33 protein-coding genes are annotated in these 26,244 nt (G+C 66.5%); 17 read left to right on the top strand and 16 right to left on the bottom strand.

The genetic code is table 11. The features are described 5' to 3' along the window. Positions 1 to 25: 25 nt before the first annotated feature. Together DV709_RS08570 and DV709_RS08565 are read right to left on the bottom strand one after the other, a co-directional pair. Entirely contained in the window at positions 26 to 1,012 is a 987-nt protein-coding gene (locus DV709_RS08570) for an NAD(P)H-binding protein (protein WP_117593652.1), read from the bottom strand. A 61-nt stretch (positions 1,013 to 1,073) separates the two neighbouring features. Then, the gene (locus DV709_RS08565) at positions 1,074 to 1,940 is read right to left on the bottom strand and encodes a YkgJ family cysteine cluster protein (protein ID WP_117593651.1); all 867 of its coding nucleotides are present in this window, start codon (positions 1,938 to 1,940) and stop codon (positions 1,074 to 1,076) included. Positions 1,941 to 2,323: 383 nt separating this feature from the next. On the opposite strand from DV709_RS08565, the gene DV709_RS08560 reads away from it, so the two are divergent. From DV709_RS08560 to DV709_RS08545, 4 genes are all read left to right on the top strand, one after another. Next, complete coding sequence (locus DV709_RS08560) at positions 2,324 to 3,658, top strand: TasA family protein (protein WP_117593649.1); 1,335 nt, start codon at positions 2,324 to 2,326, stop codon at positions 3,656 to 3,658. 192 nt (positions 3,659 to 3,850) lie between these two features. Then, positions 3,851 to 4,723 (top strand): hypothetical protein, encoded by an 873-nt coding sequence (locus DV709_RS08555; protein WP_157972692.1) that lies wholly within the window; start codon positions 3,851 to 3,853, stop codon positions 4,721 to 4,723. Between the two features lie 52 nt (positions 4,724 to 4,775). Beyond that, the gene (locus tag DV709_RS08550; protein WP_117593646.1) at positions 4,776 to 4,979 is read left to right on the top strand and encodes a DUF7561 family protein; all 204 of its coding nucleotides are present in this window, start codon (positions 4,776 to 4,778) and stop codon (positions 4,977 to 4,979) included. 69 nt (positions 4,980 to 5,048) lie between these two features. After that, entirely contained in the window at positions 5,049 to 6,878 is a 1,830-nt protein-coding gene (locus DV709_RS08545) for a helicase C-terminal domain-containing protein (protein WP_117593644.1), read from the top strand. Positions 6,879 to 7,021: 143 nt separating this feature from the next. Here DV709_RS08545 and DV709_RS17710 read toward each other — a convergent pair whose 3' ends face one another. Beyond that, the gene (locus tag DV709_RS17710) at positions 7,022 to 7,183 is read right to left on the bottom strand and encodes a hypothetical protein (protein ID WP_157972691.1); all 162 of its coding nucleotides are present in this window, start codon (positions 7,181 to 7,183) and stop codon (positions 7,022 to 7,024) included. Between the two features lie 146 nt (positions 7,184 to 7,329). On the opposite strand from DV709_RS17710, the gene DV709_RS08540 reads away from it, so the two are divergent. After that, complete coding sequence (locus DV709_RS08540; RefSeq protein WP_117593642.1) at positions 7,330 to 7,518, top strand: DUF7317 family protein; 189 nt, start codon at positions 7,330 to 7,332, stop codon at positions 7,516 to 7,518. 70 nt (positions 7,519 to 7,588) lie between these two features. Here DV709_RS08540 and DV709_RS08535 read toward each other — a convergent pair whose 3' ends face one another. The 3 genes from DV709_RS08535 to DV709_RS08525 form a co-directional block, all read right to left on the bottom strand. After that, positions 7,589 to 8,710 (bottom strand): 60S ribosomal export protein NMD3, encoded by a 1,122-nt coding sequence (locus tag DV709_RS08535; RefSeq protein WP_117593641.1) that lies wholly within the window; start codon positions 8,708 to 8,710, stop codon positions 7,589 to 7,591. A gap of 79 nt (positions 8,711 to 8,789) precedes the next feature. Further along, entirely contained in the window at positions 8,790 to 9,428 is a 639-nt protein-coding gene (locus DV709_RS08530; protein WP_117594198.1) for a phosphoribosyltransferase, read from the bottom strand. Between the two features lie 44 nt (positions 9,429 to 9,472). Then, positions 9,473 to 10,390, bottom strand: coding sequence for an NAD-dependent epimerase/dehydratase family protein (locus DV709_RS08525; RefSeq protein ID WP_117593639.1), 918 nt, complete (start codon positions 10,388 to 10,390; stop codon positions 9,473 to 9,475). Positions 10,391 to 10,601: 211 nt separating this feature from the next. On the opposite strand from DV709_RS08525, the gene htpX reads away from it, so the two are divergent. The 3 genes from htpX to radA all read left to right on the top strand — a co-directional run bounded on the left by htpX (position 10,602) and on the right by radA (position 13,469). Beyond that, positions 10,602 to 11,471, top strand: a complete 870-nt coding sequence (gene htpX, locus DV709_RS08520; RefSeq protein ID WP_117593637.1) for a zinc metalloprotease HtpX — start codon at positions 10,602 to 10,604, stop codon at positions 11,469 to 11,471. Between the two features lie 217 nt (positions 11,472 to 11,688). Next, positions 11,689 to 12,300, top strand: coding sequence for a PspA-associated protein PspAB (gene pspAB / locus DV709_RS08515; RefSeq protein WP_117594195.1), 612 nt, complete (start codon positions 11,689 to 11,691; stop codon positions 12,298 to 12,300). Between the two features lie 137 nt (positions 12,301 to 12,437). Next, entirely contained in the window at positions 12,438 to 13,469 is a 1,032-nt protein-coding gene (radA, locus tag DV709_RS08510; RefSeq protein WP_117593635.1) for a DNA repair and recombination protein RadA, read from the top strand. A gap of 16 nt (positions 13,470 to 13,485) precedes the next feature. Here the strand turns inward: radA and DV709_RS08505 are convergent, their stop codons facing one another. The 4 genes from DV709_RS08505 to DV709_RS08490 all read right to left on the bottom strand — a co-directional run bounded on the left by DV709_RS08505 (position 13,486) and on the right by DV709_RS08490 (position 16,751). Continuing rightward, a complete protein-coding gene (locus DV709_RS08505; RefSeq protein ID WP_117593633.1) occupies positions 13,486 to 13,617 on the bottom strand; it encodes a rubrerythrin-like domain-containing protein in 132 nt (43 codons plus the stop codon). Positions 13,618 to 13,741: 124 nt separating this feature from the next. Next, complete coding sequence (locus tag DV709_RS08500; protein WP_117593631.1) at positions 13,742 to 14,164, bottom strand: iron-sulfur cluster assembly scaffold protein; 423 nt, start codon at positions 14,162 to 14,164, stop codon at positions 13,742 to 13,744. A gap of 68 nt (positions 14,165 to 14,232) precedes the next feature. Further along, complete coding sequence (gene thrC / locus DV709_RS08495; protein ID WP_117593630.1) at positions 14,233 to 15,414, bottom strand: threonine synthase; 1,182 nt, start codon at positions 15,412 to 15,414, stop codon at positions 14,233 to 14,235. A gap of 59 nt (positions 15,415 to 15,473) precedes the next feature. After that, complete coding sequence (locus tag DV709_RS08490) at positions 15,474 to 16,751, bottom strand: aminotransferase class V-fold PLP-dependent enzyme (protein WP_117593628.1); 1,278 nt, start codon at positions 16,749 to 16,751, stop codon at positions 15,474 to 15,476. Between the two features lie 178 nt (positions 16,752 to 16,929). Here DV709_RS08490 and DV709_RS08485 point away from each other — a divergent pair, with 178 nt between their 5' ends. Then, complete coding sequence (locus DV709_RS08485) at positions 16,930 to 17,331, top strand: CBS domain-containing protein (RefSeq protein WP_117593626.1); 402 nt, start codon at positions 16,930 to 16,932, stop codon at positions 17,329 to 17,331. 30 nt (positions 17,332 to 17,361) lie between these two features. Here DV709_RS08485 and DV709_RS08480 read toward each other — a convergent pair whose 3' ends face one another. The 3 genes from DV709_RS08480 to uvsE are packed head-to-tail and all read right to left on the bottom strand — an operon-like array spanning position 17,362 to position 19,382. Beyond that, complete coding sequence (locus DV709_RS08480; protein ID WP_117593625.1) at positions 17,362 to 17,664, bottom strand: DUF424 domain-containing protein; 303 nt, start codon at positions 17,662 to 17,664, stop codon at positions 17,362 to 17,364. Continuing rightward, on the bottom strand, positions 17,665 to 18,405 hold the full coding sequence (locus DV709_RS08475) for a tetratricopeptide repeat protein (protein WP_117593623.1): 741 nt from the start codon (positions 18,403 to 18,405) through the stop codon (positions 17,665 to 17,667). 32 nt (positions 18,406 to 18,437) lie between these two features. Beyond that, positions 18,438 to 19,382, bottom strand: coding sequence for a UV DNA damage repair endonuclease UvsE (gene uvsE / locus DV709_RS08470; protein ID WP_117593621.1), 945 nt, complete (start codon positions 19,380 to 19,382; stop codon positions 18,438 to 18,440). A 238-nt stretch (positions 19,383 to 19,620) separates the two neighbouring features. On the opposite strand from uvsE, the gene thpR reads away from it, so the two are divergent. Continuing rightward, positions 19,621 to 20,175 carry an RNA 2',3'-cyclic phosphodiesterase gene (thpR, locus tag DV709_RS08465; protein ID WP_117593619.1) on the top strand — a complete coding sequence of 185 codons (555 nt, stop codon included), beginning with the start codon at positions 19,621 to 19,623 and terminating at the stop codon, positions 20,173 to 20,175. 25 nt (positions 20,176 to 20,200) lie between these two features. Here thpR and DV709_RS08460 read toward each other — a convergent pair whose 3' ends face one another. Continuing rightward, positions 20,201 to 20,455 carry a PRC-barrel domain containing protein gene (locus DV709_RS08460; protein WP_117593617.1) on the bottom strand — a complete coding sequence of 85 codons (255 nt, stop codon included), beginning with the start codon at positions 20,453 to 20,455 and terminating at the stop codon, positions 20,201 to 20,203. Between the two features lie 76 nt (positions 20,456 to 20,531). Beyond that, the gene (locus DV709_RS08455) at positions 20,532 to 20,822 is read right to left on the bottom strand and encodes a HalOD1 output domain-containing protein (RefSeq protein ID WP_117593615.1); all 291 of its coding nucleotides are present in this window, start codon (positions 20,820 to 20,822) and stop codon (positions 20,532 to 20,534) included. Between the two features lie 329 nt (positions 20,823 to 21,151). Here DV709_RS08455 and DV709_RS08450 point away from each other — a divergent pair, with 329 nt between their 5' ends. The 6 genes from DV709_RS08450 to ftsY all read left to right on the top strand — a co-directional run bounded on the left by DV709_RS08450 (position 21,152) and on the right by ftsY (position 24,384). Further along, on the top strand, positions 21,152 to 21,304 hold the full coding sequence (locus DV709_RS08450) for a 50S ribosomal protein L39e (RefSeq protein ID WP_058583304.1): 153 nt from the start codon (positions 21,152 to 21,154) through the stop codon (positions 21,302 to 21,304). Continuing rightward, positions 21,304 to 21,582 carry a 50S ribosomal protein L31e gene (locus DV709_RS08445; RefSeq protein ID WP_117593613.1) on the top strand — a complete coding sequence of 93 codons (279 nt, stop codon included), beginning with the start codon at positions 21,304 to 21,306 and terminating at the stop codon, positions 21,580 to 21,582. The genes DV709_RS08450 and DV709_RS08445 overlap by 1 nt, the downstream gene beginning before the upstream one ends. 3 nt (positions 21,583 to 21,585) lie before the next feature. Then, positions 21,586 to 22,251 (top strand): translation initiation factor IF-6, encoded by a 666-nt coding sequence (locus tag DV709_RS08440; protein WP_117593611.1) that lies wholly within the window; start codon positions 21,586 to 21,588, stop codon positions 22,249 to 22,251. Between the two features lie 97 nt (positions 22,252 to 22,348). Continuing rightward, positions 22,349 to 22,525 carry a 50S ribosomal protein L18Ae gene (gene rpl18a, locus DV709_RS08435; RefSeq protein WP_117593609.1) on the top strand — a complete coding sequence of 59 codons (177 nt, stop codon included), beginning with the start codon at positions 22,349 to 22,351 and terminating at the stop codon, positions 22,523 to 22,525. Further along, a complete protein-coding gene (gene pfdA / locus DV709_RS08430; protein WP_117593607.1) occupies positions 22,525 to 22,992 on the top strand; it encodes a prefoldin subunit alpha in 468 nt (155 codons plus the stop codon). Before rpl18a ends, pfdA begins: the two co-directional genes overlap by 1 nt. A gap of 15 nt (positions 22,993 to 23,007) precedes the next feature. Beyond that, the gene (gene ftsY / locus DV709_RS08425) at positions 23,008 to 24,384 is read left to right on the top strand and encodes a signal recognition particle-docking protein FtsY (RefSeq protein ID WP_117593605.1); all 1,377 of its coding nucleotides are present in this window, start codon (positions 23,008 to 23,010) and stop codon (positions 24,382 to 24,384) included. A gap of 49 nt (positions 24,385 to 24,433) precedes the next feature. Here ftsY and DV709_RS08420 read toward each other — a convergent pair whose 3' ends face one another. Continuing rightward, the gene (locus tag DV709_RS08420) at positions 24,434 to 24,700 is read right to left on the bottom strand and encodes a hypothetical protein (RefSeq protein WP_117593603.1); all 267 of its coding nucleotides are present in this window, start codon (positions 24,698 to 24,700) and stop codon (positions 24,434 to 24,436) included. Positions 24,701 to 24,847: 147 nt separating this feature from the next. On the opposite strand from DV709_RS08420, the gene DV709_RS08415 reads away from it, so the two are divergent. Next, a complete protein-coding gene (locus DV709_RS08415) occupies positions 24,848 to 26,233 on the top strand; it encodes a signal recognition particle protein Srp54 (RefSeq protein WP_117593601.1) in 1,386 nt (461 codons plus the stop codon). The last annotated feature ends 11 nt before the right edge of the window (positions 26,234 to 26,244 follow it).

Below are 26,244 nucleotides of genomic sequence, written 5' to 3'. Positions count from 1 at the left end.
GTCTTCGTCTCCGTCCCGTCCTCGCTCAGTTGGTCTTCGGCGCACTCGTCGCGTCCGTCACCGCCGTCGTCTCGCTCCCCTCGCCGGTCCCGAGCGCCGCCTCGACGGCCGCCTCGAACGGCGTCAACTCGAAGGTGACGATCTCCTCTATCCGGTTGTCGTCGACGACGACGGGGTTTTTCAGCCCGTCGATGAGCGGGCGAGCGATGCTCGCCGGCACGTCGGTCACCAACCCGACCCAGTACGCCGACAGCCGCGGCGTCAGCACCGGCACGGGGACGATGTGGAGGGGTCGACCCAACTGCCGAGCCGTCTCGCGGATGATTTCGTCGTACGTCAACACGTCCGGGCCGCCGATTTCGTACATCTCGCCCGCCGTCTCGGGGTGGTCGAGCACGCCGACGAGGTACGCGACGACGTCGTCGATGGCGATGGGTTGGCACCTCGTCTGCACCCACTGGGGGGTCACCATCACCGGCAACCGACGCGCCAGTTGCTCGACGAGGTCGAAACTCGCGCTGCCGTCGCCGATGATGATGGCCGCCCGGAGCGTCGTCAGTTGGAACTCGCCCTGCGAGAGGATGTACTCGACCTCTCGCCGCGAGCGGAGATGTTTCGACAGTTGGTCGCGCTCCTCGCCGAGGCCGCCGAGGTAGAGCACGCGCTCGACGTTCGTCCGGTTCACGACGCGGACGAATCGTCGGGCGATGCGTCGGTCGCGTTCTTCGAAGTCTTTTCCGGCCTGCATCGAGTGGACGAGATAGTACGCCGCCGTTATCCCCTGCGAGTCGAGAAGCGTCGACAGCGACTGCTCGCCGGTCGGTCCCTCACCGACGACGAGTTCGCAGTCGTCGGGTTCGAGCAGGTCGCCTTCGATGACGTCGACGCCGTCCGGCGCGTCGAACGTCTGCGCGTCGCGGACCAGCGCCGTCACGTCGTGTCCGGCGCTCCGGAGCGCCGGAACGAGTCGCCCACCGACGAACCCCGTCGCACCCGTCACGAGGACTTTCATCGTGTCTCCCAACGGGCGTGAGTCGGTTAACTGTTCTCGCTGTCCGTGCGGCGGCGGCCCGTCACCACTCCGCGGTCGGCGGCGCGCCGCGCCGCTCTTCGAGCGCCGACCGCTCCGGAACCTCGCTCGCGTCGTCGCCGGGTCGCCCCGCTCGCGCCGTCCACGTTTCGATGACCGCGCCGGCCCACGAGTCCGCTTCCAGTGCGCGTCCGCGGGCCGACGCGGCCTTCTCGTCGTCGACGGCCGTCGTCCCCGGCCGCGACCCGGCGGCGGCACCGACGAACAGCGCGCGGTCCGCCGCCGTCGTCTCCCCGTCCGCGAGACGGTCGACGACGCCCGTCAGTTCCTCGGGGTCGGGGTAGACGAACAGTTTCGCCCCCAGCGCTTGCGGGCCGAGCGCGAGCCCCCGGAGCTTCTCCGGCGGGTCGTCGTCGAGGAGTCGTTCGCCCCCGTAGCTGCGCTCGACGCGCTGGCACTCGGTCTCCTGGCTCAGTTTGAGATTCTGTCCGGGGTAGTCGCCGCAGGTCGCGGGGTACAGCTCCGAGTCGTGGATACGACAGCGGAGCGTCTCGGGGTCGAGAAAGACGCAGGCGTCGAGCCACGTCGGGTCGAGACCGAACGGGCCGACCGGTTTCGGCGGTTTGCGGAGGCCGACGTAGAACACGGGGCCGCCGTCGACGGCGGCGAGTTCGTAGCCGTCGACGGTGACCGAGTTGGTCCCCCCGTCGGCGCGGAACAGCCGCGGCGTCGTCACGTCGCCGAGCCCCTCGTCGAGGAACGCCTTCACTTCGTCGCGCGTCAGCGGCACGAGATTGTAGGTGTCGTCGAGCGGGTCGCGCCGCCCCCGGCGCTCGTGGTCGAGCGCCTCGGGGGCCACCGGTCGCCAGTCGACACAGCAACCGGCGCACCCCTCGCAGTTCACCTTCATATATCGTCGGTCGGTTCGACGGCGCATAAACTGTCGTGTGCTGCAGAGATGTCGTCCCGAGCGTCGCCCTCCCGCCCGGGTACGGACACCGTACTCTCCCGACCGAGTACGAGCACCGCACCTTTCCGACCGAGTACGAGCACCGCACCTTTCCGACCGAGCACGAGCAGCGAACCCTTCAGACCGAGTACGAGCTCCGTATCTTTCTGACGGACGGAGCTAACCGTCGGTTAGGCGCGTCGATGTCGTCGTTACACTCGTCTCAGGTGACCTTAGACGGGCCTCACCACCGATTAGCGAACCGGCACGCGGCTCGTACCTATCACCCGACAGTTCGTGGGCGGCGGTAGGTCGTCGGGCTCCGCCGGACGACGTGGAAACCAATGAAAGAGAAACTCGAACTCTCGCGCCGCAACGTACTGCTGGGAATCGGAACCGTCGGACTCGCGTCCGCGGGCGCCGGTGTCGGCACGACGGCGTACTTCAGTGATGAAGAATCGCTCACCGGAAACACGTTCACCGCCGGAAAACTCGATCTCACGGTCGACTACAAGACCAAGTACGACGGCGCGGAGAACGACGACTCGGGTAACGTCCGCGGTCACGTCGACGGCGCACCCGCGGTCGGGACGTACGCGCTCGGCGACGTGAAGCCCGGCGACTCCGGCTGCCTGGAGTTCTGCTTCGAGATCGAGGACAACCCCGCGTACATGTGGGCCTGCGGTGACCTCCTCGCCAACGACGAGAACGGCCGCAACGACCCCGAGGCGCTCGTCGACGACACCGGCGGACAGAAGGGCAACGGCGAACTCGCCGACGCTATCGACGCGAAACTGTACTACTGCGAGGCTCCCGGCGAGGTCGAGGCGCAGGGTGGCGAGCACGACCACGACGACGATACCGACGGTTCGAACGTCATCGTGACCGGCACGCTCGGCGAGGTGCTCCGGACGCTCAGCACCGGTGTTCCGCTCGACGCCGGGATGGACGGCGACGCGAAAGCCGGCCGGCAGCGTCCGTACGCGATGGAGAACAGAGCCGGCAACGTCACCGGCCCGTGTCTCTGCCTCGAGTGGCACATCGACTTCGAAGCGGTCGGCAACGAGATTCAGAGCGACTCTATCGAGTTCGACGTGGCGTTCCACGCGCTGCAGGCGCGCCACAGCGACGGCACGACCAACCCGTGTCCCGTCGACAGCTCCGCCATCACCGACTTCCCCGAGTTCGCCTACGACGGCAACAAGTGGAACGCGCAGGCGGTCGTCGGCAACAGCGGCGACACCTGGAACCTGTTCCTCGGCAACGAACCCGCCGACGGCGACACCGGAACCGCCGGCTGGCGGTTCGATACGCCGTACGAGTTCACGCTCAACTTCGACGACGACGACGGTGCGACGTTCGAGGTCGCCGGAGAGACGCTCTCCTTCGACGACTTCGACTCGACCGACCACACCGGAACGGTGGGACTGCTCGGCAAGTCGAGCGACGGGAGCTTCGACGTCGAACTCTCCGACGTCGAAGTCGCCGGCCGCAGCATCGACGGGCCGACCAGCGCGCTCGCCGAAGACGGCGCGAAATCGGGCCTCCTGCTCGAAAACCTCGCCGCCGACGAGTTCGCCGTCAGCGGGACGATGACGTTCCTCGGCGGCAGCGGCTCGGTGCCCGCGGACGGCAACTACGGGCTCAACGCGTTCGTCGAGTACGAGGACGACGACTGAGTGGGTCCGCGACCGCACACGGAGACGGCTCCTCCGTCTGCGGTTTCCGTTCTGCTCCCTTCCGTCGCGGTCGGCTACGACCGCGACCGGCTGCCTCGGGTGCGACGCGGTCGCACCCGTCGGCTCTCTGCGACCGCAGCGTACCCCGCTGCGACGGCGCGACCGGCGGTTCGACCCCGCCGAGAGCCGTTTATGACGGACAATAGTGGGTCGTCGGTGTCGCGGCGTCGTACGCTCCTGGGCGTCGGCGCGCTCGTCCTCGGCGGACTCGGCGGCGGTATCGGCGCACAGCGGCTGTTCGGCGACCCCGTCGACGACTCGGGGACCGAACTCGATTTGGACGTCGAGACCCGAGACGGCGGTCGGACGCCGACACCGACAGCGAGCGGCGCTGATGGACCCGATAGCGACGGGGACGACCCCGGAGACGGCGACGCCGAGGCGGGCAGCGACACCGTCGAGCCGTCCGACGGCGACCGTTCCTCCGACGGTCGAGACTCCGACCGGTCCTCCCGGGACCGCGACGGCCGAACCGAGGAGTCGTCCGGCGACGGCGGCACCGACGAGACCACCGACAGAGCGCACCTCTCGCTCCGTCGCGTCTCCTCGGAGCCGGTCCGGGTCGGCGACCTCCTCCCCGGCGACAGCGGCACCGCCTCCTTCGTCGTCGAACTGCGTGGGAGCGAAGCGACGCTCACCGTCGACGGCGAACTGTACGAAACCGACGAGAACGACCGGACGGAACCCGAGCGGGCTGACGGCGACGACACCGATTCCGTGGGCGAGTTACAGGAGTATCTCCACGTCACGCTCTGGCACGACACCGCCGGTCGAGGCGGGCGCAGCGCACGGGACCCGGTTGTCTACGAAGGACCCCTGTCGGGGTTCTCGAACGTCGAGAACGTCGCGCTCGCGGGCGGCCGCTGCGTCGGCCCCGGTACTCACCGACTCGGCGTCGAGTGGGCGCTCCCGGACACCGTCGGCAACGTCGTCCAGTCGGATTCGGCGTCGTTCGGCGTCACCGTCTCCGCCGAGGCGTGTCCGGACCGTCTGCTCCGACGCTAGCGGCGCTCGCCGCCCCGAAGGGGTCTTGTGTCGTCCTCGCTAGTGCCCGGACATGGCGAAGGCACGCTGCGATGGCTGTGATCTCAAAATCCGCATCAGCGGCGGTATCGGCGACTTCTGGAGTTTCGACTACGGGCCCTCCGGGGGGATGGCGCTCGAACTCGCCGACGGCACCGACTGTCTGCTCTGTTTCGACTGCATCGAGCAGTTGCCCGAGGACCGCGACGTGACGGCGGCCGACGTGAAAGCACTGTAACGCGGCGGCGAGTTCGGGAGTCCGCGCGGAGTCGGTGGCTTTAGGCTGTTGCCCGCGGTGGCTCTGCGCGTGAACCCCGAGCGCATCTTCGACGCCTTCCCCGCGCCGAGTTACCGCGGCAATCAGGAACAGGCGCTCCGGGACATCCGCGACGCGTTCGCCGCCGGCAACGACGTGGTGCTCGTGCGCGCGCCGACCGGCAGCGGTAAGTCCCTCCTGGCGCGTGCCATCGCCGGCTGCGCTCGCACGGTCGAAGAGTCCGAACCGAAACACGCCACCGACGCCTACTACACGACGCCGCAGGTCTCACAACTCGACGACGTCGAGAGCGAGGCGCTCCTCGACGACCTGAGCATCATCCGCGGCAAGCGTAACTACACCTGCATCCTCCCGGGCGAGCACGACACGCCCGTCAATCGAGCGCCCTGCGTCCGACAGAAGGGGTTCGACTGCACGGTGCGCCATCGCTGTCCGTACTTCTCGGACCGCGCCATCGCCTCCTCGAAATCCATCGCGGCGATGACGCTGGCGTACTTCATGCAGACGGCCGGCAGCGACGTGTTCCGCAAACGCGACGTCGTCGTCGTCGACGAGGCCCACGGCCTCGCCGAGTGGGCCGAGATGTACGCTACCATCGAACTGAGCCCGCACAGCGTCCCCGTCTGGGACGACGTGGGCGTTCCCGACGTCGCGGGGGCGGACGACCCGGTCGAACGCGCGTCCCGCTTCGCGGAGACGCTCTCGGGCGTCTGCGAACGCGCGAAGGACGAACTCCTGACGAAACCGGAGCTCACGCCCGAGGAAGCCGCCCGACGAGACAGGCTCCAGGAACTGCGCTCGGAACTGGACTGGTTCGTCAAGGACTACCGCGACCCGACGAGCGCGACCACGTGGGTCGTCGACCAACCCGGCGGCGAAGGTACACAGATCGTCATCAAACCGCTCAACCCCGAGAAGTATCTGCACCACACCGTCTGGGACCGCGGCAACAAGTTCGCGCTGCTGTCGGCGACGATTCTCAACAAAGAGGCTTTCTGCCGGCAGGTCGGCCTCGACCCGAAAGACGTCGCACTCGTCGACGTGCCGCACACGTTCCCCGTCGAGAACCGCCCGCTGTACGACGTGACGCAGGGGCGGATGACCTTCGAACATCGCGACGAGACCATCCCGAAAATCGCTCGTCTCGTCGTCCGTCTGATGGCGAGACACCCCGACGAGAAGGGGCTGATTCACGCGCACTCGTACAGTATTCAGGAGCGACTCGCCGAACATCTCGTGAATTTCGGCGTCGGCGAGCGCGTACGGACCCATAGTAGAGAAAACCGCGACGCCGAGTTGGACGCCTGGAAGGCGAGTTCGGACCCCGAACTGTTTCTCTCGGTGAAGATGGAGGAGGCGCTCGACCTCAAGGGTGACCTCTGTCGGTGGCAAGTCCTGTGTAAAGCCCCGTACCTCAACACGAGCGACTCGCGCGTCGCCCGCCGCCTCGAAGAGGGACAGTGGAGTTGGTACCACCGCGCCGCCCTCAGAACCGTGATTCAGGCGTGCGGACGCGTCATCCGCGCGCCGGACGACCACGGCGCGACGTATCTCGCCGACTCCAGTCTCTTGGACCTATTCGACCGCGCGCGGAGTGACACGCCCGACTGGTTCGCCGAGCAGGTCGACCGAATGACGACGCCGAACCTGCCCGAGTTCGACCCGCGAGCGGCGCTCTCCGGCCTCGACGGCGGCGGCACCGGCACGCTCGGCGGATCGTCGGCGAACAGTCAGAACGAACAGTCCGACAGCGAGAACCGCGGGTTCGGACGCCGTCGCCGACGCGGCAACAGCGGCGTCCGCTCCAGCGAGGAGGAGCGAAAGAACCACCCGCTGTCGGACGTGTGGGGCGACGGTTGAGAGACGAACGACGGTCGGACGAACGCGGCTGTCCGGACGCCGTCACCGCTCGTCACGGTCTCCCGTGGCGACGCAGGAGTGGCCGTCTCAGAAGTCTCAGAACGGAGTGGCCGTCTCAGAAGTCTCAGAACGGAGTGGCCGTCTCAGAACAGACTCGCGCCCGCGTAGACGACGGACGACCCGATCATGAGCACGACGAAGAAGATCGCAATCCACTGCTGTCGGTCCATGGCTCCCGTTTCGGCGCACCCCCATTTGTAGCTGTTCCTCGTCGCCCGGCAGAGTTCGCCGGACACGTACGACACGATTATTCACAATATTACCATTATGTTCTGTTTGACTCCGTGAATTTGGACAATAGACAATCTAAGTGCGTCCTACTCGCGAGTAGTGGCACGTATTCTCACGATAGCTTTACATGAACGTATTCTGTAGCAGTTCTCGAACGCAGATGCACACTCACTCCCTCACGACGGCGCTGACGCTGTATCGCAGCGGAACCCTGACGCTCGCGCAGGCCGCCTCCCGCGCCGGGAAGTCGCAAGCGGAGTTCCGGAAGGTGCTCGCCGCTCACGGTATCGCGCTCCACGATGCCGCGCCGTCGTCGTCCGAGTCGGTGACTCCCGCGCGCGCCGACTGAGTTTCTCTCACCGCTGATTCGTCTGCAAAACCGCGTAGCGGCGCGTCCGCCCCACCTCTCCGCCTCGCTCTCACTCCTCGTCGACGGCGTCTTCGGGGAGGATGTGCAGTCCCGCCCGACTCTTCAGTACCGGAACCGTCTCGGCGTCGACGTCGAAGTACGACGGCCGGGCGATAGTCTTCGACTGGTACGTCTCGGGGTCGAGCACCTGCACCGCGTGGTCGTCCTCGACGGCGACGACGGTAGTCTCGTCGGCGTCGTCGACCGACCCGAGTTCGCGGGCCTCGGGCGTCTCGCCCTCCTCGAAGCGCGCCTCGTAGCGGTCGCCCGTCGTCAGGCGCGTCCCCTTCAAGTTCCCCTTGACGCTGCGGACCAGCACCGGTCCCTCGCCGTCGTCGGGGTCGATGACCGTCCCGGGCGTGTAACGCGGGAGGCGAACCGCGTAGGTGACGCGGTACACCTCGTTGCCGTCGCTGTCCTCGGTGACGAGCGTCGGGTAGCTCTCGACGCTGCCGCCGAGTTCGCGGGTGATGCGGGTGGCGACCGCCTGACCGAGTTGGTTCGTCGAGAGTTTGATGTCGGTGCCGTCGGCGACCTCCTTCGACTCGGTGATGAACGCGTTCCGGTCGCCCGACTCCTCGCGGTCGGCGACGAACTCCTCGGCGATGTCGACCGCCCGCGCCTGCTCGTCGGGCGTCGGTTCGCGACCTTCGGCTCGAATCTGAATCTCGCTGGCGTAGTAACCGCCGGCGATGCGCCCGCAGCGCTGACAGGTCTCTCGGGAGATGTAGACGGGGACGACGACCTCCTCTTCGACGTACGTCCCCCGGACGACGCCGGAGAACTGACAGTGCATCCGAATCGTGTTCTGGTCGACCTGCTCGGGTTCGACGGCCCACGCCACGTCCCGGGCTTTGAGGTGGACGCCGAGCGACTCGCTGACGGCGTCGACGGCGACGTCGGTGTAGTCGCGTGCCCCCACGTCGACCCAGCGGTTGCCGCGGTGGACCGCCCCGCAGTTCGCACAGACGCGGACCGTCACCCGGTCGGGCGCGTCCACGAGGTCGAAATCCTCGAAGTAGCACGCGTTGCAGAGTACCTCGTCGCGCTCGCGCGGCGCACCCGGAAGCGGCTCGGACCGCTCCTCGACCGGATTCCCGCAGCGCGGACAGAACTCGCGCGTTTGACTCATTGTCTTCGGTAAGCCGCTCGGATGTTTAAGACCGACGACTGTGCGCGCCGTCGCGCCCGTTACCGTCCGTCGCGGTCTCTCACCCGTTCGGTTCGTACGACTCCAGTATCGCCCGCGCCTCCTCGTTCGACACCTGCCCGAACGACCGGTAGTACTGGCCGACCGCGCCGAACCACCTCGGCGACTCGACGCAGACGAACGCGTCGAACTCGCCCTCCAGCCGCGACTCGGCGTCTCCGGGCGCGACCGGAACCGCGAGCGTGAGGTGCGCCGCTCCGGCGCTCCGTATCTGTCGGAGGCAGGCGATGGCCGTCGCGCCCGTCGCGATGCCGTCGTCGACGAGGACGACTCGCCTGCCCGCCAGTTCCGGGACGGCCTCCCCGCCACGGTACGACGCGACCTTCTCGCGGGCGTTCTCGGCTTCGCTCTCGCGGACCCGCTCGACGTACGCCGAGGAGACGCCGAGGTGGTCGACCAACTCGTCGTTCACCCAGACGCTCCCGTCGCCCGCGACGGCTCCGATGGCGAGTTCCGGATTCCCCGGCGCGCCGAGTTTCTCCGCGACGACGACGTCGAGCGGGACGCCGAGTCGGTCGGCGACGGCGCGGCCGACCGGAAGCCCGCCGCGCGGGATCGCGAGCACGAGGTCGGCTTCGACACCCCGCCGTTCGAGCAGGTCGGCTAACCGCTCGCCCGCGTCGGTTCTGTCGTCGAACACCATACGCTATGGTGTGCTACTCGCTCGCAAAAAGCCACCGCGGGTCAGTCCGCGAGGAGGTTCGGTTCCGTGACCGATTCGTCCACCGCCTCGCGCCAGGAGTGAGCGGGTCGCCAGTCGAGCAGGCGGTCGGCTTTCGCCGTCGACAGCGCCGACGCGTCGCCGTCGAGGTCGCAGTCGTCGGGGAGCGCGCCGAACTGTTCTTCGACCGCGTCGAGCGTCGCAACGTCGAGGTAGTTCTCCGCCGCGGCGGCGTGGAACGCCTCGTGGCCCCGGAACCCGGCGTCGAGCGTCGCCGCGACGAGCGACGCCACGTCGCGCACGTCGACGTAGGACCAGAAGTTACCGACGCCCGCGTCGAGGTCGAGTTCCGAGAGCGGTCGACCCTCTCGGAGGTCGTCTCGGTCGCGGCAGCCGTACTCGCCGGGGTACTGAATCCACGACGGCCGAATCGAGGCGACCGGGACGTCGTACCGTCGGACGACCATCTTCGCGACTTCCTCGCCGACGACTTTCGAGGTGCCGTAGGGGTCCTCCGGGCGCAGCGCGTGGTCCTCGGTGATCGGGAGTTCGTCCGGCAGCGGCGTCTCGCGGGCGAACGGGAAGCCGTAGGCGCTCTCGCTCGACGCCCAGACGACTTTCGCGTTCCGGCGCGCGGCGGCGACGAGCACGTTGTACGTCGCCATCGTGTTCGTCTCGAACACCCGACCGCCGGCGTGGCGCGTCGGCGACGGAAGCGCCGCCCAGTGGACGACGGCGTCAGGGTCGAGTTCGGAGACGAGGTCGAACGCCTCGCCGCGGTCGGTGAGGTCGGCGGCCCGGAAATCGATTCGCGGGCGTTCCGGTACCTCGAAGCCCGGTTGCGAGAGGTCGGCGCAAATCACGTCGTAGTCGTCGGCGAGTCGGTCGACGATCCAACGACCCGAGCGGCCGAGGCCACCGGTGACGAGTACAGTGTCCATACCGTTCGAAGGGACGACGGCCGCAAGTAGCCTCGCCCGTCCCGTCCGTGTTGCCGGAGTCGGTTCGGGGGCTCGCCGTGTCGACGCCCTTCTCGCCACCGAGCTTCGACGGCCGACGAACGGTCGGATTTCGACCCCCGATTTTCGAGTATCGCACTATCCGACCGCGATTTCCGACAGGGTTTATGCTTCGCGGACGGTATGTTTGGGCATGGAATGGAAACCCGACTGGGGGCTTCGCGGGCGCATGGCGCTCACGATGTTCCTCCTGTTCGCCCTCTACATCGTATTCGTGGGAGTACTCTCCCAAATCGGCTACTCGTACATGCTGATATTCGTGGGCATCTTCTTCCTCGCCCAGTTCCTCTTCAGCGACAAGCTCGCGCTGTACAGCATGGGCGCGAAGAAGGTCAGCGAGGACGAGTACCCGCAGTTGCACGCGATGGTCGGCCGGCTCTCCCAGCAGGCTGACCTCCCGAAACCCGACGTCGCCGTCGCGCAGTCGCGCGTCCCGAACGCGTTCGCGACCGGTCGGAGTCAGAAGAGTTCGACCGTCGCCGTGACTACGGGCCTCTTACAGACACTCGATCAGGAGGAGTTAGAGGGCGTGATGGCGCACGAACTCGCGCACGTGAAGAACCGCGACGTGATGGTGATGACCATCGCCTCGTTCCTCTCGACGGTCGCGTTCATGATCGTCCGCTGGGGCTTCTGGTTCGGGGGCGGCAGCCGCCGCGAGGGCGGCGCGCCCGTCATCGTCGCCATCCTCGTCTCGCTCGTGGTGTGGGTCGTCTCGTTCCTGCTCATCCGCGCGCTCTCGCGCTACCGCGAGTACGCCGCCGACCGCGGCGGGGCGACCATCACGGGTAACCCCTCGGCGCTCGCCTCCGCGCTGCTGACCATCGACGGCCGGATGGACAACGTCCCGAAGGAGGACCTGCGCGAGCAGTCGGAGATGAACGCGTTCTTCATCATCCCCATCCGCAGCGGCTTCATCGGTAAAATCGCCAGCACCCACCCCTCCACCGAGAACCGCGTCGAGCGTCTCCGCCAGTTGGAGCGCGAGATGGAAGGGCGCTGAGACGCTTCGACCCCGCCGCGCGTTCGACTTTCTCGTCCGAGCGGTGGAACTCGTCGTACTCACCCGGCGAAATCTGAATCTCGCGGCGTACATCGGCGGACTCGCCTCTCTCGACCGGTTCACGCTTTCGGAACCGTGGCAGCGGCTCTCCCTTCGACGGGAACCGTTCGGTCGTCCGAGTGGAAACGACCTAATCCCCGGGAATCCAACGACGGGTATGGGACTGTTCGACTCTATCCGCTCCGTGCTGGGTCTCCGCGCGGAGGCGGACGCGACTCGCAAAGCCGACCCCGAGGACCTCTTCGGGATGTCGACCGCGTATCTCACGATGCAGGCGGACCTCGGCTACGACCACGTCGGCGCGGCGGCGCTCTGCTTCTCGTCGGTCGACAGCACCGACTTCGCCGAGACGCTCGACGAAGTCGAGGCCATCCTCCACGCCGGCAGCGAGGAGACGGGGACGACGTTCCGCCGCCACGAGGACAGCCACGGCTACCAGTGGGTGGTGCTGGAGGACAGCGACCCCGAGGACCTCGTGACGAGCATCCACTTCGCCGCCGACGAGTTCATCGAACGCGGCTACGGCTCCCGGCTCTTGGCCGCCGTCTTCGGCTTCGAGAAATCCGACGAGAACGTCCGCGCGTACTGGGTGTACTCGTTCCGCCGCGGCGCGTACTACCCGTTCGCTCCCCGGACGGGCCACGAGCGAAACCAGCGCGTCGAGTTCAAACTCCAGTCCGTCCTCGACGGCGAACTCGGCATCGAAGACGACGAGCGGTACTGGTATCCGCTGTGGCCCGACCAGCGCGGCGGCCACCCCTGGGACTGAGTCGGCTCTCGTCGTTCGCTCTTCTGTTTTGAACGTTCGCGACTTCGAACTTCCTACCCCCGTGTAGGCGTCCAGTTTCACTTTCACTCCCCTGTTAACGAGGCTTTATGTCCGGTGGGGCGCAAGCCGGATGTACAATGGCAGATGACGACCTCGAAAACCTCCCGGGCGTCGGTCCCGCGACCGCGGACAAACTCATGGAAGCCGGTTACCGAACGTACGAGAGCATCGCCGTCGCGAGTCCGAGCGACCTCGGCTCGAAGGCGGACATCGGCGAGAGCACGGCCAACGACGTAGTTCTCGCCGCCCGCGACGCCGCCGACATCGGCGGCTTCGAGACCGGTTCGACGGTGCTCGAACGCCGCGAAACGATCGGCAAGCTCAGCTGGCAGATCCCCGAGGCCGACGACCTGCTCGGCGGCGGCCTCGAAACCCAGTCCATCACCGAAGTGTACGGCGAGTTCGGCGCGGGTAAGTCCCAGATCACCCACCAGATGGCGGTCAACGTCCAGCTCCCGAAAGAAGTGGGCGGTCTCCGCGGTTCCTGCATCTTCGTCGACTCCGAGGACACGTTCCGCCCCGAGCGTATCGACGACATGGTCCGCGGCCTCGACGACGAGGTGATTCAGGCGACGATGGACGACCGCGAGATCGAAGGCACTCCCGGCGACGACGACGCGATGGACGAGCTCATCGACGACTTCCTCGACAAGATTCACGTCGCCAAAGCGTTCAACTCCAACCACCAGATGCTCCTGGCCGAGAAGGCCGAGGAACTCGCCAGCGAGCACACCGACACCGAGTGGCCGGTCCGTCTCCTCTGCGTGGACTCGCTGACGGCGCACTTCCGCGCCGAGTACGTCGGCCGCGGCAACCTCGCCGACCGCCAGCAGAAGCTCAACCGTCACCTCCACGACATCGACCGCGTCGGCAACCTCCACAACTGCGTCATCATCGTCACGAACCAGGTGTCCGCGAACCCCGACGCGTTCTTCGGCGACCCGACGCAGCCTATCGGTGGAAACATCCTCGGCCACAAGTCGACGTTCCGGATGTACCTCCGCAAATCGAAGGGTGACAAGCGTATCGTCCGCCTCGTCGACGCGCCGAACCTCCCCGACGGCGAAGCCGTCATGCGCGTCAAGAACGAAGGGCTGAAGCCCGAATAACTCCGGGAAATCTCTTCTAACTGTTTCGGGCGACGCTGATATTTATCATCTCGCCGCCGCAGACCGAGCAGTGTCCCGGCGGCGCGTTCGTTCGCGCGCGGTGGCCGCAGTTGTCGCACTCGTACGTCTGTGTGGGGTGCTGTGACATGATACTGATACGCGATGCGATAGCGTAGCCCTTTGCATCGTCGTCTCAGCCCGAGGGACGGAAACGGAAGAAGAACCGCTCTGACGGCGATCTGCGGGAACCGAGTTCGCTACCGCCTCTCGACTCACTCCTCGGTGACGGTTCGGTCGAGGTCGTCGAGTTCGCCTTCGTGGAGCTTCGCGCCGTCCTGAGCGACCTGTCGCGCGAGCACTGCGCATTTGATCCGCATCGGACTGATGTCGACGCCGAGCATCTCGGTCACGTCGTCGGTGTCCATCGCTTCGAGTTCGTCGAGCGTCGTTCCCTGCAACTTCTCCGAGAGCAGACTCGCGCTGGCCTGCGAGATGGCGCAGCCGTCGCCGGTGAAGGAGACGTACTCGATGGTCTCGCCGTCGTCTTCGAGGCGCACGTCGACCTTGATGGTGTCGCCGCAGGAGGGGTTCTCGCCCACGTGCGAGAACGTCGGATTCTCCATCTCGCCGTAGTTGCGCGGGTTCTTGTAGTGGTCGAGAATCTGCTGCCGGTACATGTCCGAGCCCATACCCATAGTTACCTCTGGATAGGCCAGTGCGACGCAAAAGGGTTCCGGGGCGCTCGCAGGGCGTCTCCGGCGACTCAGCGGGACGCGAGTCTCTCGCCGAGTTCGCCGATGCCGACCCGACCGACGCTCGCCTCCTCCGAGGCGGGCGGCGACTCCGAGATGCCTCTCCCCGTCGCCACCGCGACGACGTCGTCCTTGGCGTCGAGTTCGCCGTCGGCCGCGAGTCGCCGAATCGCCGCGAGCGACGTCGCCGACGCGGATTCGACGCTCAGCCCCCCGGATTCGGCTATCGCCCCTCGCGCGGCGCGTATCTCGTCGTCCGAAACCGCGACGACGGCCCCGTCGGTTTCTCTCGCTGCCGTGAGCGCGCGCGTCCCGCTCGGGGGGTCGCGGTTGGCGATGGAGTAGGCGACGGTATCGCCGCCCTCGACGGGCGAAACCGACTCGTCACCCGCGGCGAACGCGTCGGCGATAGGTGCGCACGCGGCGGCTTGTGCGAAGTACAAGCGAGGAACGCGGTTGACGACACCCGCCGCCTCCAGTTCTCGAAGCGCTTTCCAGACGCCGCTGGCGTGGCCGCCGCTGCTCACCGGGAGGACGATGGCGTCCGGCACCTCGGGCGCGAACGCCTCGCAAATCTCCAGCGCCGTCGTCTTCTGTCCCTCGACGCGCAGCGGCACGTCGGAGTTCAGAAACGGAATCCCGAGTTCCGCACCGAGTTCGAGCGACCGGTCGTAGAGGTCGGCGTAGTCGCCTACCACGCGGAGGAGCGTCGGCCCGTACTGCGAGATGAGGTCGATGCGCGACTCGGGGATGTCGTCGGGGACGAGCACGACGCAGTCGAGGCCCGCGCTCGCGGCGTTGGCGGCGGTGCTCATCGCCATGTTGCCGTGCGAGACGGTTCCGACGGTATCGGCACCCGATTCGAGCGCGGCGGCGACGCCCAACGCGCTTCCTCGGTCTTTGAAACTCCCCGTCGGGTTCGACCCCTCGTCTTTCAGGTGGAGGCGCACGCCGGCGAACTCGTCGAGTCGGGGGAGTCGAAGTAGTGGTGTCCCACCGGCCGCGTCGGCGACGCCGCCGGGCGATTCGAAGGGGAGCAACTCGGCGTAGCGCCACATCCCCGGTTCGTCGGCGACGGCGCTCCAGTCGAAGTCGAGAGGGCCGGTGTCGAGCCACAGCGGTTCGCCGCAGTCGCAGCGCGTCGCGGGGGCGGCGGCCGTCGCGCCGCAGGCGTAGCAGGTGCGCTCGGTCATGAGTTGTGGGTGTCGGGCGAGGTGGGATAAACGACGCGTCGGCGGAAAAGGAGGACGAGTTATCCGAACAGCTGCCGCGCTTCGTCCACCGCGTCGACGAGCACGTCGATTTCGTCGCGCGTGTTGTACAGGTAGAACGACGCGCGCGCCGAGGCCGCGATGCCGAGCGTCTGGTGCAGCGGTTGCGTACAGTGGTCGCCCGCGCGGATGGCGACGCCGTAGTCGTTGACGATGCTGGAGAGGTCGTGGGCGTGGACGCCGTCGAGGTTGAACGCGACGAGGCCGCCGCGGTCGTCGCCCGGCGGGCCGTAGATTTCGACGTCGTCGAACGCGGTCAGTTCGTCGTAGGCGTACTCGACGAGCTGCTCCTCGTGGGCCCGGATGTTCTCCATCCCGATGTCGTCGAGGTAGTCGATGGCGGCGTGCAGGCCGACTCCCTGGGCGATGGGCGGCGTCCCCGCCTCGAACTTCCACGGGAGGTCCTCCCACGTCGCGTCGTCGTAGCTGACGCGTCGAATCATGTCGCCGCCGTACAGGTACGGCTCCATCTCCTCGAGAATCTCCTCCTTGCCGTAGAGGACGCCGATGCCGGTCGGGCCGCACATCTTGTGCCCCGAGAAGGCGAAGAAGTCGGCGTCGATAGCCTGCACGTCGACCGGGCGGTTCGGCACCGACTGCGCGCCGTCGACGAAGACGTACGCGCCGTGGTCGTGGGCCAGGTCGGCGAGTTCAGAGACCGGGTTGACGGTCCCGAGGGTGTTCGAGACGTGGACGACGCTCACCATCTCCGTCGAGTCGTCGACGAGTTCGCGCGCGTGGTCCATGTCGAGGCGGCCCTCGTCGTCGACGCGGATGAAGCGGACGTCGGCGCCGGTCTTCTTACCGATCTGCTGCCACGTGACGAGCGAGGCGTGGTGTTCCATCTGCGTGAGGACGACGCTGTCCTCCGGGCCGAGTTCGTTCAGTCCCCACGCGTAGGCGACGAGGTTCTCGGCTTCGGTGGTGTTCTTCGTGAAGACGATCTCCTCGCGGCCCTCCGCACCGACGAACTCCGCGACGCGGTCGTGCGCCTCCTCGTACGCCACCGACGCTTCCTGGCTGAGGTGGTGGATGCCGCGGTGGACGTTCGAGTTGTAGGTGCGGTAGTAGTCGGCGATGGCGTCGACGACCCGGTCGGGTTTCTGACTCGTCGCGCCGTTGTCGAGGTAGACTAACGGCGTGTCGTCACCCTCGTCCGGGCCGGGTACGGTCACGTCGCCGCCGACGTTCCGCTGGAGGATAGGGAACTCCTCGCGGATGGCGTCGACGTCGATGGGGTACGACTCCTGCGTGCTCATTGTCGAACTGCAGGGGACCGAGCACTAACATCCCTTCGGTCTGACGGGGAGGCGTAACCGTTCGACGTTACGTTCGGACCCGGTACCGCGGCCCCGCCGCGGCGACTCGGTCGACGTGCTGGCGGTCGGGCGCTTCCGCCACGACAACTCTTATCACCGGCACACTCGATGAAAAATCATGGACGATATCTTCGTCGCTCAGCTGATGTCCACGTCGCTGCACACGGTCGCGCCCGACACGCTCGTCGAGGAGGCGGCCAAGACGATGATGGACAACGACATCGGCTCGGTGCTCGTCGTCGACGAGGAGAACCGCCTCGAAGGCATCCTCACCTCCACCGACTTCGTCCAGATCGTCGCCGAGCGACGACCGAAAGACGAGACGCCGGTGTCGGCGTACATGTCGCCCGACCCCATCACGACGAGCGCACAGACGCCCATCCGCGACGTCGCCGACAGTATGATCGAACACGGCTTTCACCACCTGCCGGTCGTCGACGGCGACGACCTCATCGGTATCGTGACGACGACGGACCTCGCGGCGTACCTCTCGCAGGTTCGGACGCCGAGCCCGACGTAACCGAGCCGCGCGGTCGGCGACCGTCCCCAGCTACCGCATCCAGAGCAACTGCGCGTGTCGCGTCTCGCCGACGTCTAACACAGTCTCCTCGTCGATGAGCCCGGCGTCGACGGCGACGCCGACGGCTTCCTCGCCGACGATGTTCGCCACCGTCGCGCGGGTGAGACTGTCGACGACGCCCTCGGCGTCGGTCTCCTCGGCGTCGTCGCCGCCGTAGAACTCCTCGGTGACGGTCAGCGAAACCGTGCCGTTCTCGTACGTCTCGCCGATACAGTCGGGGTCGCAGACGGAGACGAGCAGTCCTTCCGGCGTCTGGCGTTCACGAACCAGCATTCAGAACTCCTCGACCATCTCCTGCTCGGCCTGCTCGCGGAGTTCGTCCGCCTCCGCCTGCACCTCTTCGGCTTCCTCTAACTCGCCGAGTTCTTCGAGCGCCCTCGCTTTCTCCTCTAAGATGTCGGCGTTGCGCATGCCGAGTCGGAGCGCGTTGTCGTAGGCGTTGACGGCCTCCTCGTGGAGGCCGCGCTCCGAGAGGAAGAAACCGCGGTTGTACCACGCCTGCGGGAAGCGCGGGTCGATTTCGACGGCGCGCTCGGCGTGTTCGAGCGCCTCCTCGACTTCGCCGAACTCCCAGAGCGCGTACGCCAGATTCGTCTCGGCGGTGGCGGCGTGTTCCGAGCGTTCGTTGGCGCGAAGCGCCTCCCGATACGCGCCGATGGCTTCGTCGAACTCCTCGAGCTCCGCGTGGGCGACGCCTTTGTTCACCCACGCCTCCTGGGCTTCGAGGCTCTCCTCCTCGGCGAACTGCGCCGCGCGGGCGAACGTCTCGGTCGCCTCCTCGAAGCGGTTGATCTGCATGTACGAGAGGCCCACTTCCATCAGACTCGTCACGTCGACGTCGTCGCGGTCGACGTTCCGTCGGTCGAGGATGTCGGCCAACACGCGGGAGTCGACGGGGTCGACCTTCGAGGGGTCGACTTTCAGCTCCGGTGGGTCGAGCGTGAAGTCGTCGTAAGCATCGTCGAACCCCTGGCCCTCGGAGTAGCGATGCTCTCGGTCGCCGTCGTCGGTCATAACCCGGCTTTGGCGACGGCGCTGGATAAGCGCTACGTCCCGCGGCCGTCGTCTCTCGCTCGACTTCGGGCCTCCTCGGCGACCCGTCGTCGGTAGTTCAGAACCGCTCGCTCCTTCATCTTCGCCTCTATCATCACGTCTGCACCCGTCCCGTACGTCCGAATCGGACCTCGGACGTAGTCGCTGTGGTTCTGCGGGCGACTCGTCGAATCGGTCTCGTACAGCCGCCTCGACTCGCTGTAGTGCGCGATGGGCGTCGTCTCCCACGTGCCGGCGGCTAACCGCGCCGCCTCCCGTCGCGTCAGTCCGCGGTCTGTGAACTGGTGGTGGAGTTCGTCGTACGTCACCGGAATTCCGGCCTCGTCGGCGACGGCGTCGACCAGCTCGGAGACGCCCCAGAGCGACTCTCTGTCGTCGTTTTCGACGGTCAGTCTGGTCCGGACCGACTCCGAGAGGCGGTCGACGTTCTCGCAGAACCGACGACCGGTCGCCTCCTTGTCGCCGTAGTGCGCCCCGATGTGGACGTTGATGGCGTTGTACGTCGTCCGCGACAGCCCCATCGCGTCCATGAGCGAACCGTGGTTTTCGAGGTCGACGACGGCGTTTTCGACGACCGATTCGTCGGGACTCGCCAGCTTGACGAAGTGACTCGGGTGAAACGACAGGCGGAGGTCGTTATCGGCGGCGAGCGCGCCGACCGCTTCGAGCTCTCCGAGTACGGCCGCCGCATTCGGCAGGTCGTCGATTTCGTACCGACTGTACCACGGCAGGAGGTCCGAGGTGATTCGGTAGAACCGGATGTCGCGGTCGAGATTCCACTCGACGATTCGACGTAGGTCTCGACAGTTCCGTTCCGCCAACTCCCCGGCGTACTGGAGGCCGCGCTCCTCGAACGTCGCCTGTCGCATCCCGCGATTCGCTCTGATGCCCTCCTCGCGGAGAGTCGTGTTCATCGCCGCGTAGCCGTATCTGGTCATCGCGATGGGTGCGGTCGGAGAACCGCTACACGCTCGCTTGGGGTCGCATCCGGGTAAATCCACTGTCGCCCCGAATCGGGAGTGAACAGCGGCGCTAACTACGGGCGGTTCAGACGCCGTAGCGTCCGTCCATCGACAGGCTCGTTCACTTTCACCCCCGGTTACCGACGGCCGAGACGCCGCTCACCGTCTGCGCCCGCCCCCGACGCTTAACGCGCTCCTCGTCGGACACTCGCACATGCGACTGTTCGTCAGCATCGACCTGCCGCGTTCGCTCGCCGACGCCGTCGCCGCCGTCCAAGACGACCTCCGTGACGCCGAGGGGTTGCGTTTCGTCGACCCGACGCGGGCGCATCTCACGCTGAAGTTTCTCGGCGAAACCGACGAGAACCGGGTCGAGGAAGTCGGGGAAGCGCTCGAATCGGCCGTCGACGCCGCGGATGTCGACCCGTTCGAGGCGACGGTCGGGGGGTTGGGCGTCTTCCCGTCGCTCGACTACATTACCGTCGTCTGGCTCGGCCTCGAAGCGGGCGGCGAGCGGACGACGCGACTCGCCGAAGCCGTCGAACGGGAGACGACCGCCATCGGGTTCGAGCCGGAGTCCCGCGAGTTCACGCCGCACGTGACGCTGGCGCGGATGGACGACTCCCGGGGAAAAGACGTGGTTCGACGAGTCGTTCGCGGGACGGAACCCACCGTCGGGACGTTCCGGGTCGAGCAGCTTCGACTGAAGCAGAGCGTTCTCGGCCCCGACGGCCCGGAGTACTCGACGGTGAGGCAGTTCGCGCTCTGAGTGCGGCGTCGTATCGGCCCCGCTCCTACTCGCGTCGTTCCTGCGGCTCTTTCAGGCGCACCTCCTCGTCGTTCATCTCCATGACGTGCTCGCGGTGGAGTCTGCTGTCGCCGTCGGACTCCCACCCGAGCATCTCCATGATTCCCTCGGTGATGCTGCCCCCGCGCTCGACGTTCGCGTACTCGTCGTTGTCGTCGACGAGTTCGATAGTGCCGACCTCGTTGCCTTCGTGGTCGACGACGCGTTTTCCTCTGTCCTCGCCGCGGAAGTTTCGCGACATACGGCGGGTACGGCCGCGAGTCACATGTAGCTGGTGTCGACAGCCACCTCCCTTCGACCGCGTCAGCGACCGCGACTCAGGCGTCGTGCCCGTTCGTCACGCGCCCGTACCCGACTCCGCCGCCGGGCGATTCGATGGTTATCATCCTATCGCTGGTGATCGTGATGCACTGACCCAGATACGTGAAGACGACGACAGTCTCGCTTTCGCTCTCGAGAACGGCCTCGGCGGCTTCGACGTCGAACGAGTCCGCCAGCGGCGGTAGTTCCCCCGGATCTACGTCGAACAGCTTTCCGACGGCTCGGGCGATGTCCACGCAGAGACTCGTCTCGTCGGACCGGCGGTAGTAGTGTGTCGGCGGAACCATAGGATAGATGTATTAGCTCTATTAACTTATAACTGTCGAGCAATTAAATAATTAGAATTTAATGACAAGAATATAAGGTGGTAGAGCAGACCAACCGGCCGCTGAACACCGTGTACGCTGCGGGTCGTCGCCCGAACCGACCGACGTTCTATCGTCCGGTTGGTTCGAGCGCACTCGGGAGGTGCCGTCTCGAAAGCCGGATACCGAGACGGACAATCGCGGGCGGAACGTCGTCACCGGCTGTCACGAGCGGACACGTGCGATTCAGTGACGCGGACGCGACGCGAAGGAACAAGATTTTATGCCGCGCAACGGAACCCACTGCTACTATGAGTAAAAAATCGAAGGCCAAGAAGAAGCGGCTGGCGAAACTGGAGCGCCAGAACAGCCGCGTCCCCACGTGGGTCATGCTGAAGACGGACATGCAAGTCACGCGAAACCCCAAGCGCCGCAACTGGCGGCGAAGCGACACTGACGAATAATGAGCGCAAGTGACTTCGAAGAACGTGTCGTCACCGTTCCGCTCCGCGGCGTGAAGAAAGTCGCCGTTCAGAAGCGTGCCGACCGCGCGATGAGCCTCATCCGCCAGCACCTCGCGAAGAACTTCAACGTCGACGAGGACGCCGTCCGCCTCGAACCGTCGCTGAACGAGGCCGTCTGGGCGGAGGGTCGCCAGAACCCGCCGCGCAAGATTCGCGTCCGCGCCGCGCGGTTCGACGAGGACGGCGAGGCCATCGTCGAGGCCGAACCAGCCGAGTAAACGGTGCTTCGCGCCTCCTTCGCCGGGTCGCCGTACGTCGGCGTCTTCGCGCGTGCGACGAACGACTGCCTGCTCGTCCGTCCGGACGCGGACGACGAACTCGTCTCGTCTCTGGCCGACGAGTTCGGCGTCCCCGCAGTGCCGACCACGGTCGGCGGGTCGGGCACCGTCGGCGCGCTGGCGATGGGCAACGAGAACGGCGTTCTCGTCTCCGGTCGCGCGACCGACCGCGAACGCGAGCGAATCGCCGACGCGGTCGGTCTCCCGGTCGTTCCGCTGCCGGGACGTATCAACGCCGCCGGTAACGTCGTCCTCGCCAACGACTACGGCGCGTGGGTCCACCCCGACCTCGACGACGAGGCCGTCGCGGCCGTCGAGGAAGCGCTCGACGTGCCGGTCGAACGCGGCGACCTCGGCGACGTCCGGACCGTCGGCACCGCGGCGGTCGCCAACAACACCGGCGTCCTCTGTCACCCGAAATCCCGGGAACCGGAACTGGAGGCGCTCGAAGAGCACCTCGACGTTTACGCCGACATCGGCACCGTCAACTACGGCGCGCCGTTGGTCGGCTCCGGACTCGTCGCCAACGACGAGAGCTACGTCGTCGGCGAGGAGACGACCGGCCCGGAACTCGGACGCATCGAGGAGACGCTCGGCTACATCGACTGAACTCGTCGACTTTTCGGGGCCGCGTCTGCCGCTTCGAGCGCTCCGCTCGACTCCCCGAGTAGGAAGATACTTCCCGCTCGCTACCCCACGCTTTCCCATGAGCCAGTTTACTGTACGCGGCCGATTCCGAAGCCGCGACGGCTATCGGACGTTTACCAAGGAAATCGAAGCCGAGAACGAGAACGTCGCCCGCGAGTACACGCTCTCGCGGTTCGGCAGCGAACACGGTCTCAAGCGCATGCAGGTCGAACTCGACGAGGTGACCGCACAATGATGGGCGGTGGCGGACAGCAGCAACTTCAGCAGCTCTCGCAGGAACTGCAGGCCATCGACGAGGAGATAGAGGAACTGGAAGCCGACGTCTCCGACCTCGAACAGGAGAAAACCGAGATGGACGAGGCCATCGAGGCGCTGGAGACGCTCGAAACCGGTTCGACGGTCCAGGTACCGCTCGGCGGCGGCGCGTACGTCCGCGCGGAAGTCCAGGACATCGACGAAGTCGTCGTCAGTCTCGGCGGCAACTACGCGGCCGAGCAGGAACGAGACGGCGCCATCGAGGCGCTCCGCAGCAAGCAGGACGCCGTCGACGAGCGTATCGCGGGCGTCGAAGGCGAAATCCGCGACCTCGAAGACGAGAGCGAGGAGATCGAACAGCAAGCACAGGAACTCCAGCAGCGCCTCCAGCAGCAGCAGATGCAGCAGATGCAGCAGATGCAGCAGGAGGAAGGCGACGACGAGTAACTCACGAGACCCCTCATGTTCGACGGACTCAAGAAGAAGCTCGACAGCTTCCGCAAAGACGTTGAGGAGACCGCCGAGGAGAAAGCCGAGGCCGAAGACGTAGAGGAAGCCGAAGGCGTGGAGGAGGCCGAAAGCGTAGCGGAGGCCGACGCAGCGGAGACGGACGCGACCGGCGCGGCCGCCGCGGAGACGGCTGAATCGGTCGACGCGAGCGTGGAGTCCGTCGACGGCACCGAGACGAGCGGCGCAGTCGAGAACGGCGCAACGGAGACGACGGAGCCGGCGCGGACGTCGGCCCACGGAGCCGACGCCGACACCGTCGCCGAAGCGACCGGGACGGCCGAACCGGACGAGAGCGCACCGTCGGCACAGGCCGTCGCCGAAGACGCCGACACCACCGGGACGGACGCCGCCGAAGCGGTCGCCGAGTCTCCCGCGGAGACGCCTCCCGAACCGGTCCCCGACGAGTCCGTCGACGACGGCGAGGAAGAGCAGTCGGGGCCCGGTCGACTGAAACGAGCCGCGGCGTTCGCCACCGGCCGTATCATCATCGAGGAGGAGGACCTCGAACAGCCGCTGTGGGAGTTGGAGATGGCGTTGCTGCAGAGCGACGTGGAGATGGGCGTCGCCGAGCAGATGCTCGACACTATCCGCGAGAAGATGCTCGGCACCACGCGCAAGCAGGTGCAGACGACCGCGCAACTCGTCGAGGAGGCGCTGCACGACGCGCTGCTCGACGTCATCAGTGTCGGTCAGTTCGACTTCGACCAGCGCATCGCCGACGCCGACAAGCCCGTCACCATCATCTTCACCGGCGTCAACGGCGTCGGGAAGACGACGAGCATCGCCAAACTCTCGGAGTACTTCGAGAAGCAGGGCTACTCGACGGTGCTCGCCAACGGCGACACCTACCGCGCGGGCGCGAACGAACAGATTCGCAAGCACGCCGAGAACCTCGACCGGAAGCTCATCTCCCACGAGCAGGGCGGCGACCCGGCGGCGGTCATCTACGACGCCGTCGAGTACGCCGAGGCCCACGACATTGACGTCGTCCTCGGCGACACCGCCGGTCGGCTCCACACCTCCAACGACCTGATGGCGCAGTTGGAGAAGATAGACCGCGTCGTCGGCCCGGACATGACGCTGTTCGTCGACGAGGCGGTCGCCGGTCAGGACGCCGTCCAGCGGGCGAAGAAGTTCGACGAGACCGCCGAGATAGACGGCGCGATTCTGACGAAGGCCGACGCCGACTCCTCGGGCGGCGCGGCCATCTCCATCGCCTACGTCACCGGCAAGCCGATTCTCTTCCTCGGCACGGGCCAGGAGTACGACGACATCGAGCGGTTCGTCCCCGAGGAACTCGTCGCGAGCCTCCTCGAAGACGAGGAATAGCTCGCTTCCCGCCTCTATCCGCGCTTTCGACTCCTACGGTGAGCGACGGCTACTCCGGTTCGCCCTCCGACTTCCAGGCGAGTTCGACGCGCAGCAACGCGCTACACTGAACGGTGTCTCCTCGATAGCCGTCGCATCGACCCGTCTCGACGACTCGCATGAGCGGCGTCTGCGACCCGCACTCCGGGCACTCGATGGCGTAGCCCTCGTCGTCTTCGAGGAACGCGTCCGGGTTCAGTTCCATTCGGCCGGCCTCTTCCCACCCGGTCGTGCTGTCGCCGCCGGGCGACTGGTCGTCGCCTGCGTCGTTCGTCATAGGGGAGAGGGCGTCGCCCGCGGGGATAAATCTCGGTTCGAGTCGGTTCTGGTGAACGTTCCGTCGAGTTCGCCAGACCTGACACCGACGGGTCGCCGCGGCGCGACGAATAAAGCCTTTACCGGTTCGGTGGCGTACTCTTGGCAAATGGTACTCGACAACCTCGGTAGCTCCCTTCGCGGCACGTTGGAGACGCTGCAAGGGAAGACCCGCCTCAGCGAGGAGGACGTGGAGGCGGTCGTCAAGGAGATTCAGCGTTCGCTCCTCCAGGCCGACGTCGACGTCTCGCTCGTGATGGAGCTGTCGGACAGCATCAAGACCCGCGCGCTGGAGGAGGAACCGCCCGGAGGAACGTCCGCGCGCGACCACGTCCTCAAGATCGTCTACGAGGAGATGGTCGCCATCGTCGGCGAGTCCACCGAGATTCCGCTCGAACCGCAGACCATCCTCCTCGCCGGCCTCCAGGGGTCGGGGAAGACCACCTCCGCCGCGAAGATGGCGTGGTGGTTCTCGAAGAAGGGGCTGCGCCCGGCGGTCATCCAGACTGACACGTTCCGCCCCGGCGCGTACGACCAGGCCAAGCAGATGTGCGAGCGCGCGGAGGTCGAGTTCTACGGCGACCCCGACGAGTCCGACCCCGTCGCCATCGCCCGCGAGGGCCTGGAGGCGACCGAGGACGCCGACGTCCACATCGTCGACACCGCGGGTCGCCACGGCCTCGAAAACGAACTCATCGCCGAAATCGAGGAGATAGAGGACCTCGTCGCCCCCGACCTCAGTCTCCTCGTGTTCGACGCGGCCATCGGTCAGGGCGCGAAGGAGCAGGCCCGGCAGTTCGAGGAGGCCATCGGCATCGACGGCGTCGTCATCACGAAGCTCGACGGGACGGCGAAAGGCGGGGGCGCGCTGACCGCCGTCAACGAGACGGACTCCTCCATCGCCTTCCTCGGGACGGGCGAGACGGTGCAGGACATCGAGCGCTTCGAGCCGAACGGCTTCATCTCGCGGCTGCTGGGGATGGGCGACCTCAAACAGCTCTCAGAGCGCGTCGAGCGCGCGATGTCCGAAACCCAGGCCGAGGACGAGGACTGGGACCCCGAGGACATCATGAAGGGGTCGTTCACGCTCAAGGACATGCAGAAGCAGATGGAGGCGATGAACAAGATGGGACCGCTCGACCAGATAATGGACATGATTCCGGGGCTCGGCGGCGGACTCATGGACCAACTGCCCGACGACGCGATGGACGTCACGCAGAACCGGATGCGGAGCTTCGAGATAATCATGGACTCGATGACCGAGGCCGAGATGGAGAACCCCCGAAGCGTCGGTGCGAGTCAGGTTCGCCGCATCTCTCGCGGCAGCGGAAGAGACGAAGAGACCGTGCGCGAACTGCTCGAACAGCACAAGATGATGGAGCAGACGCTCAAGCAGTTCCAGGGGATGGGAGACGGCGACATGCAGCGGATGATGAAGAAGATGGAGAAACAGGGCGGCGGCGGTGGCGGCATGGGCGGTTTCGGCCCGTTCTGAGCGTCAGTCGG

This window comes from Haloprofundus halophilus, assembly GCF_003439925.1.
Lineage (GTDB): Archaea > Halobacteriota > Halobacteria > Halobacteriales > Haloferacaceae > Haloprofundus > Haloprofundus halophilus.
This window is presented reverse-complemented; position numbering and strand designations above follow the sequence as displayed.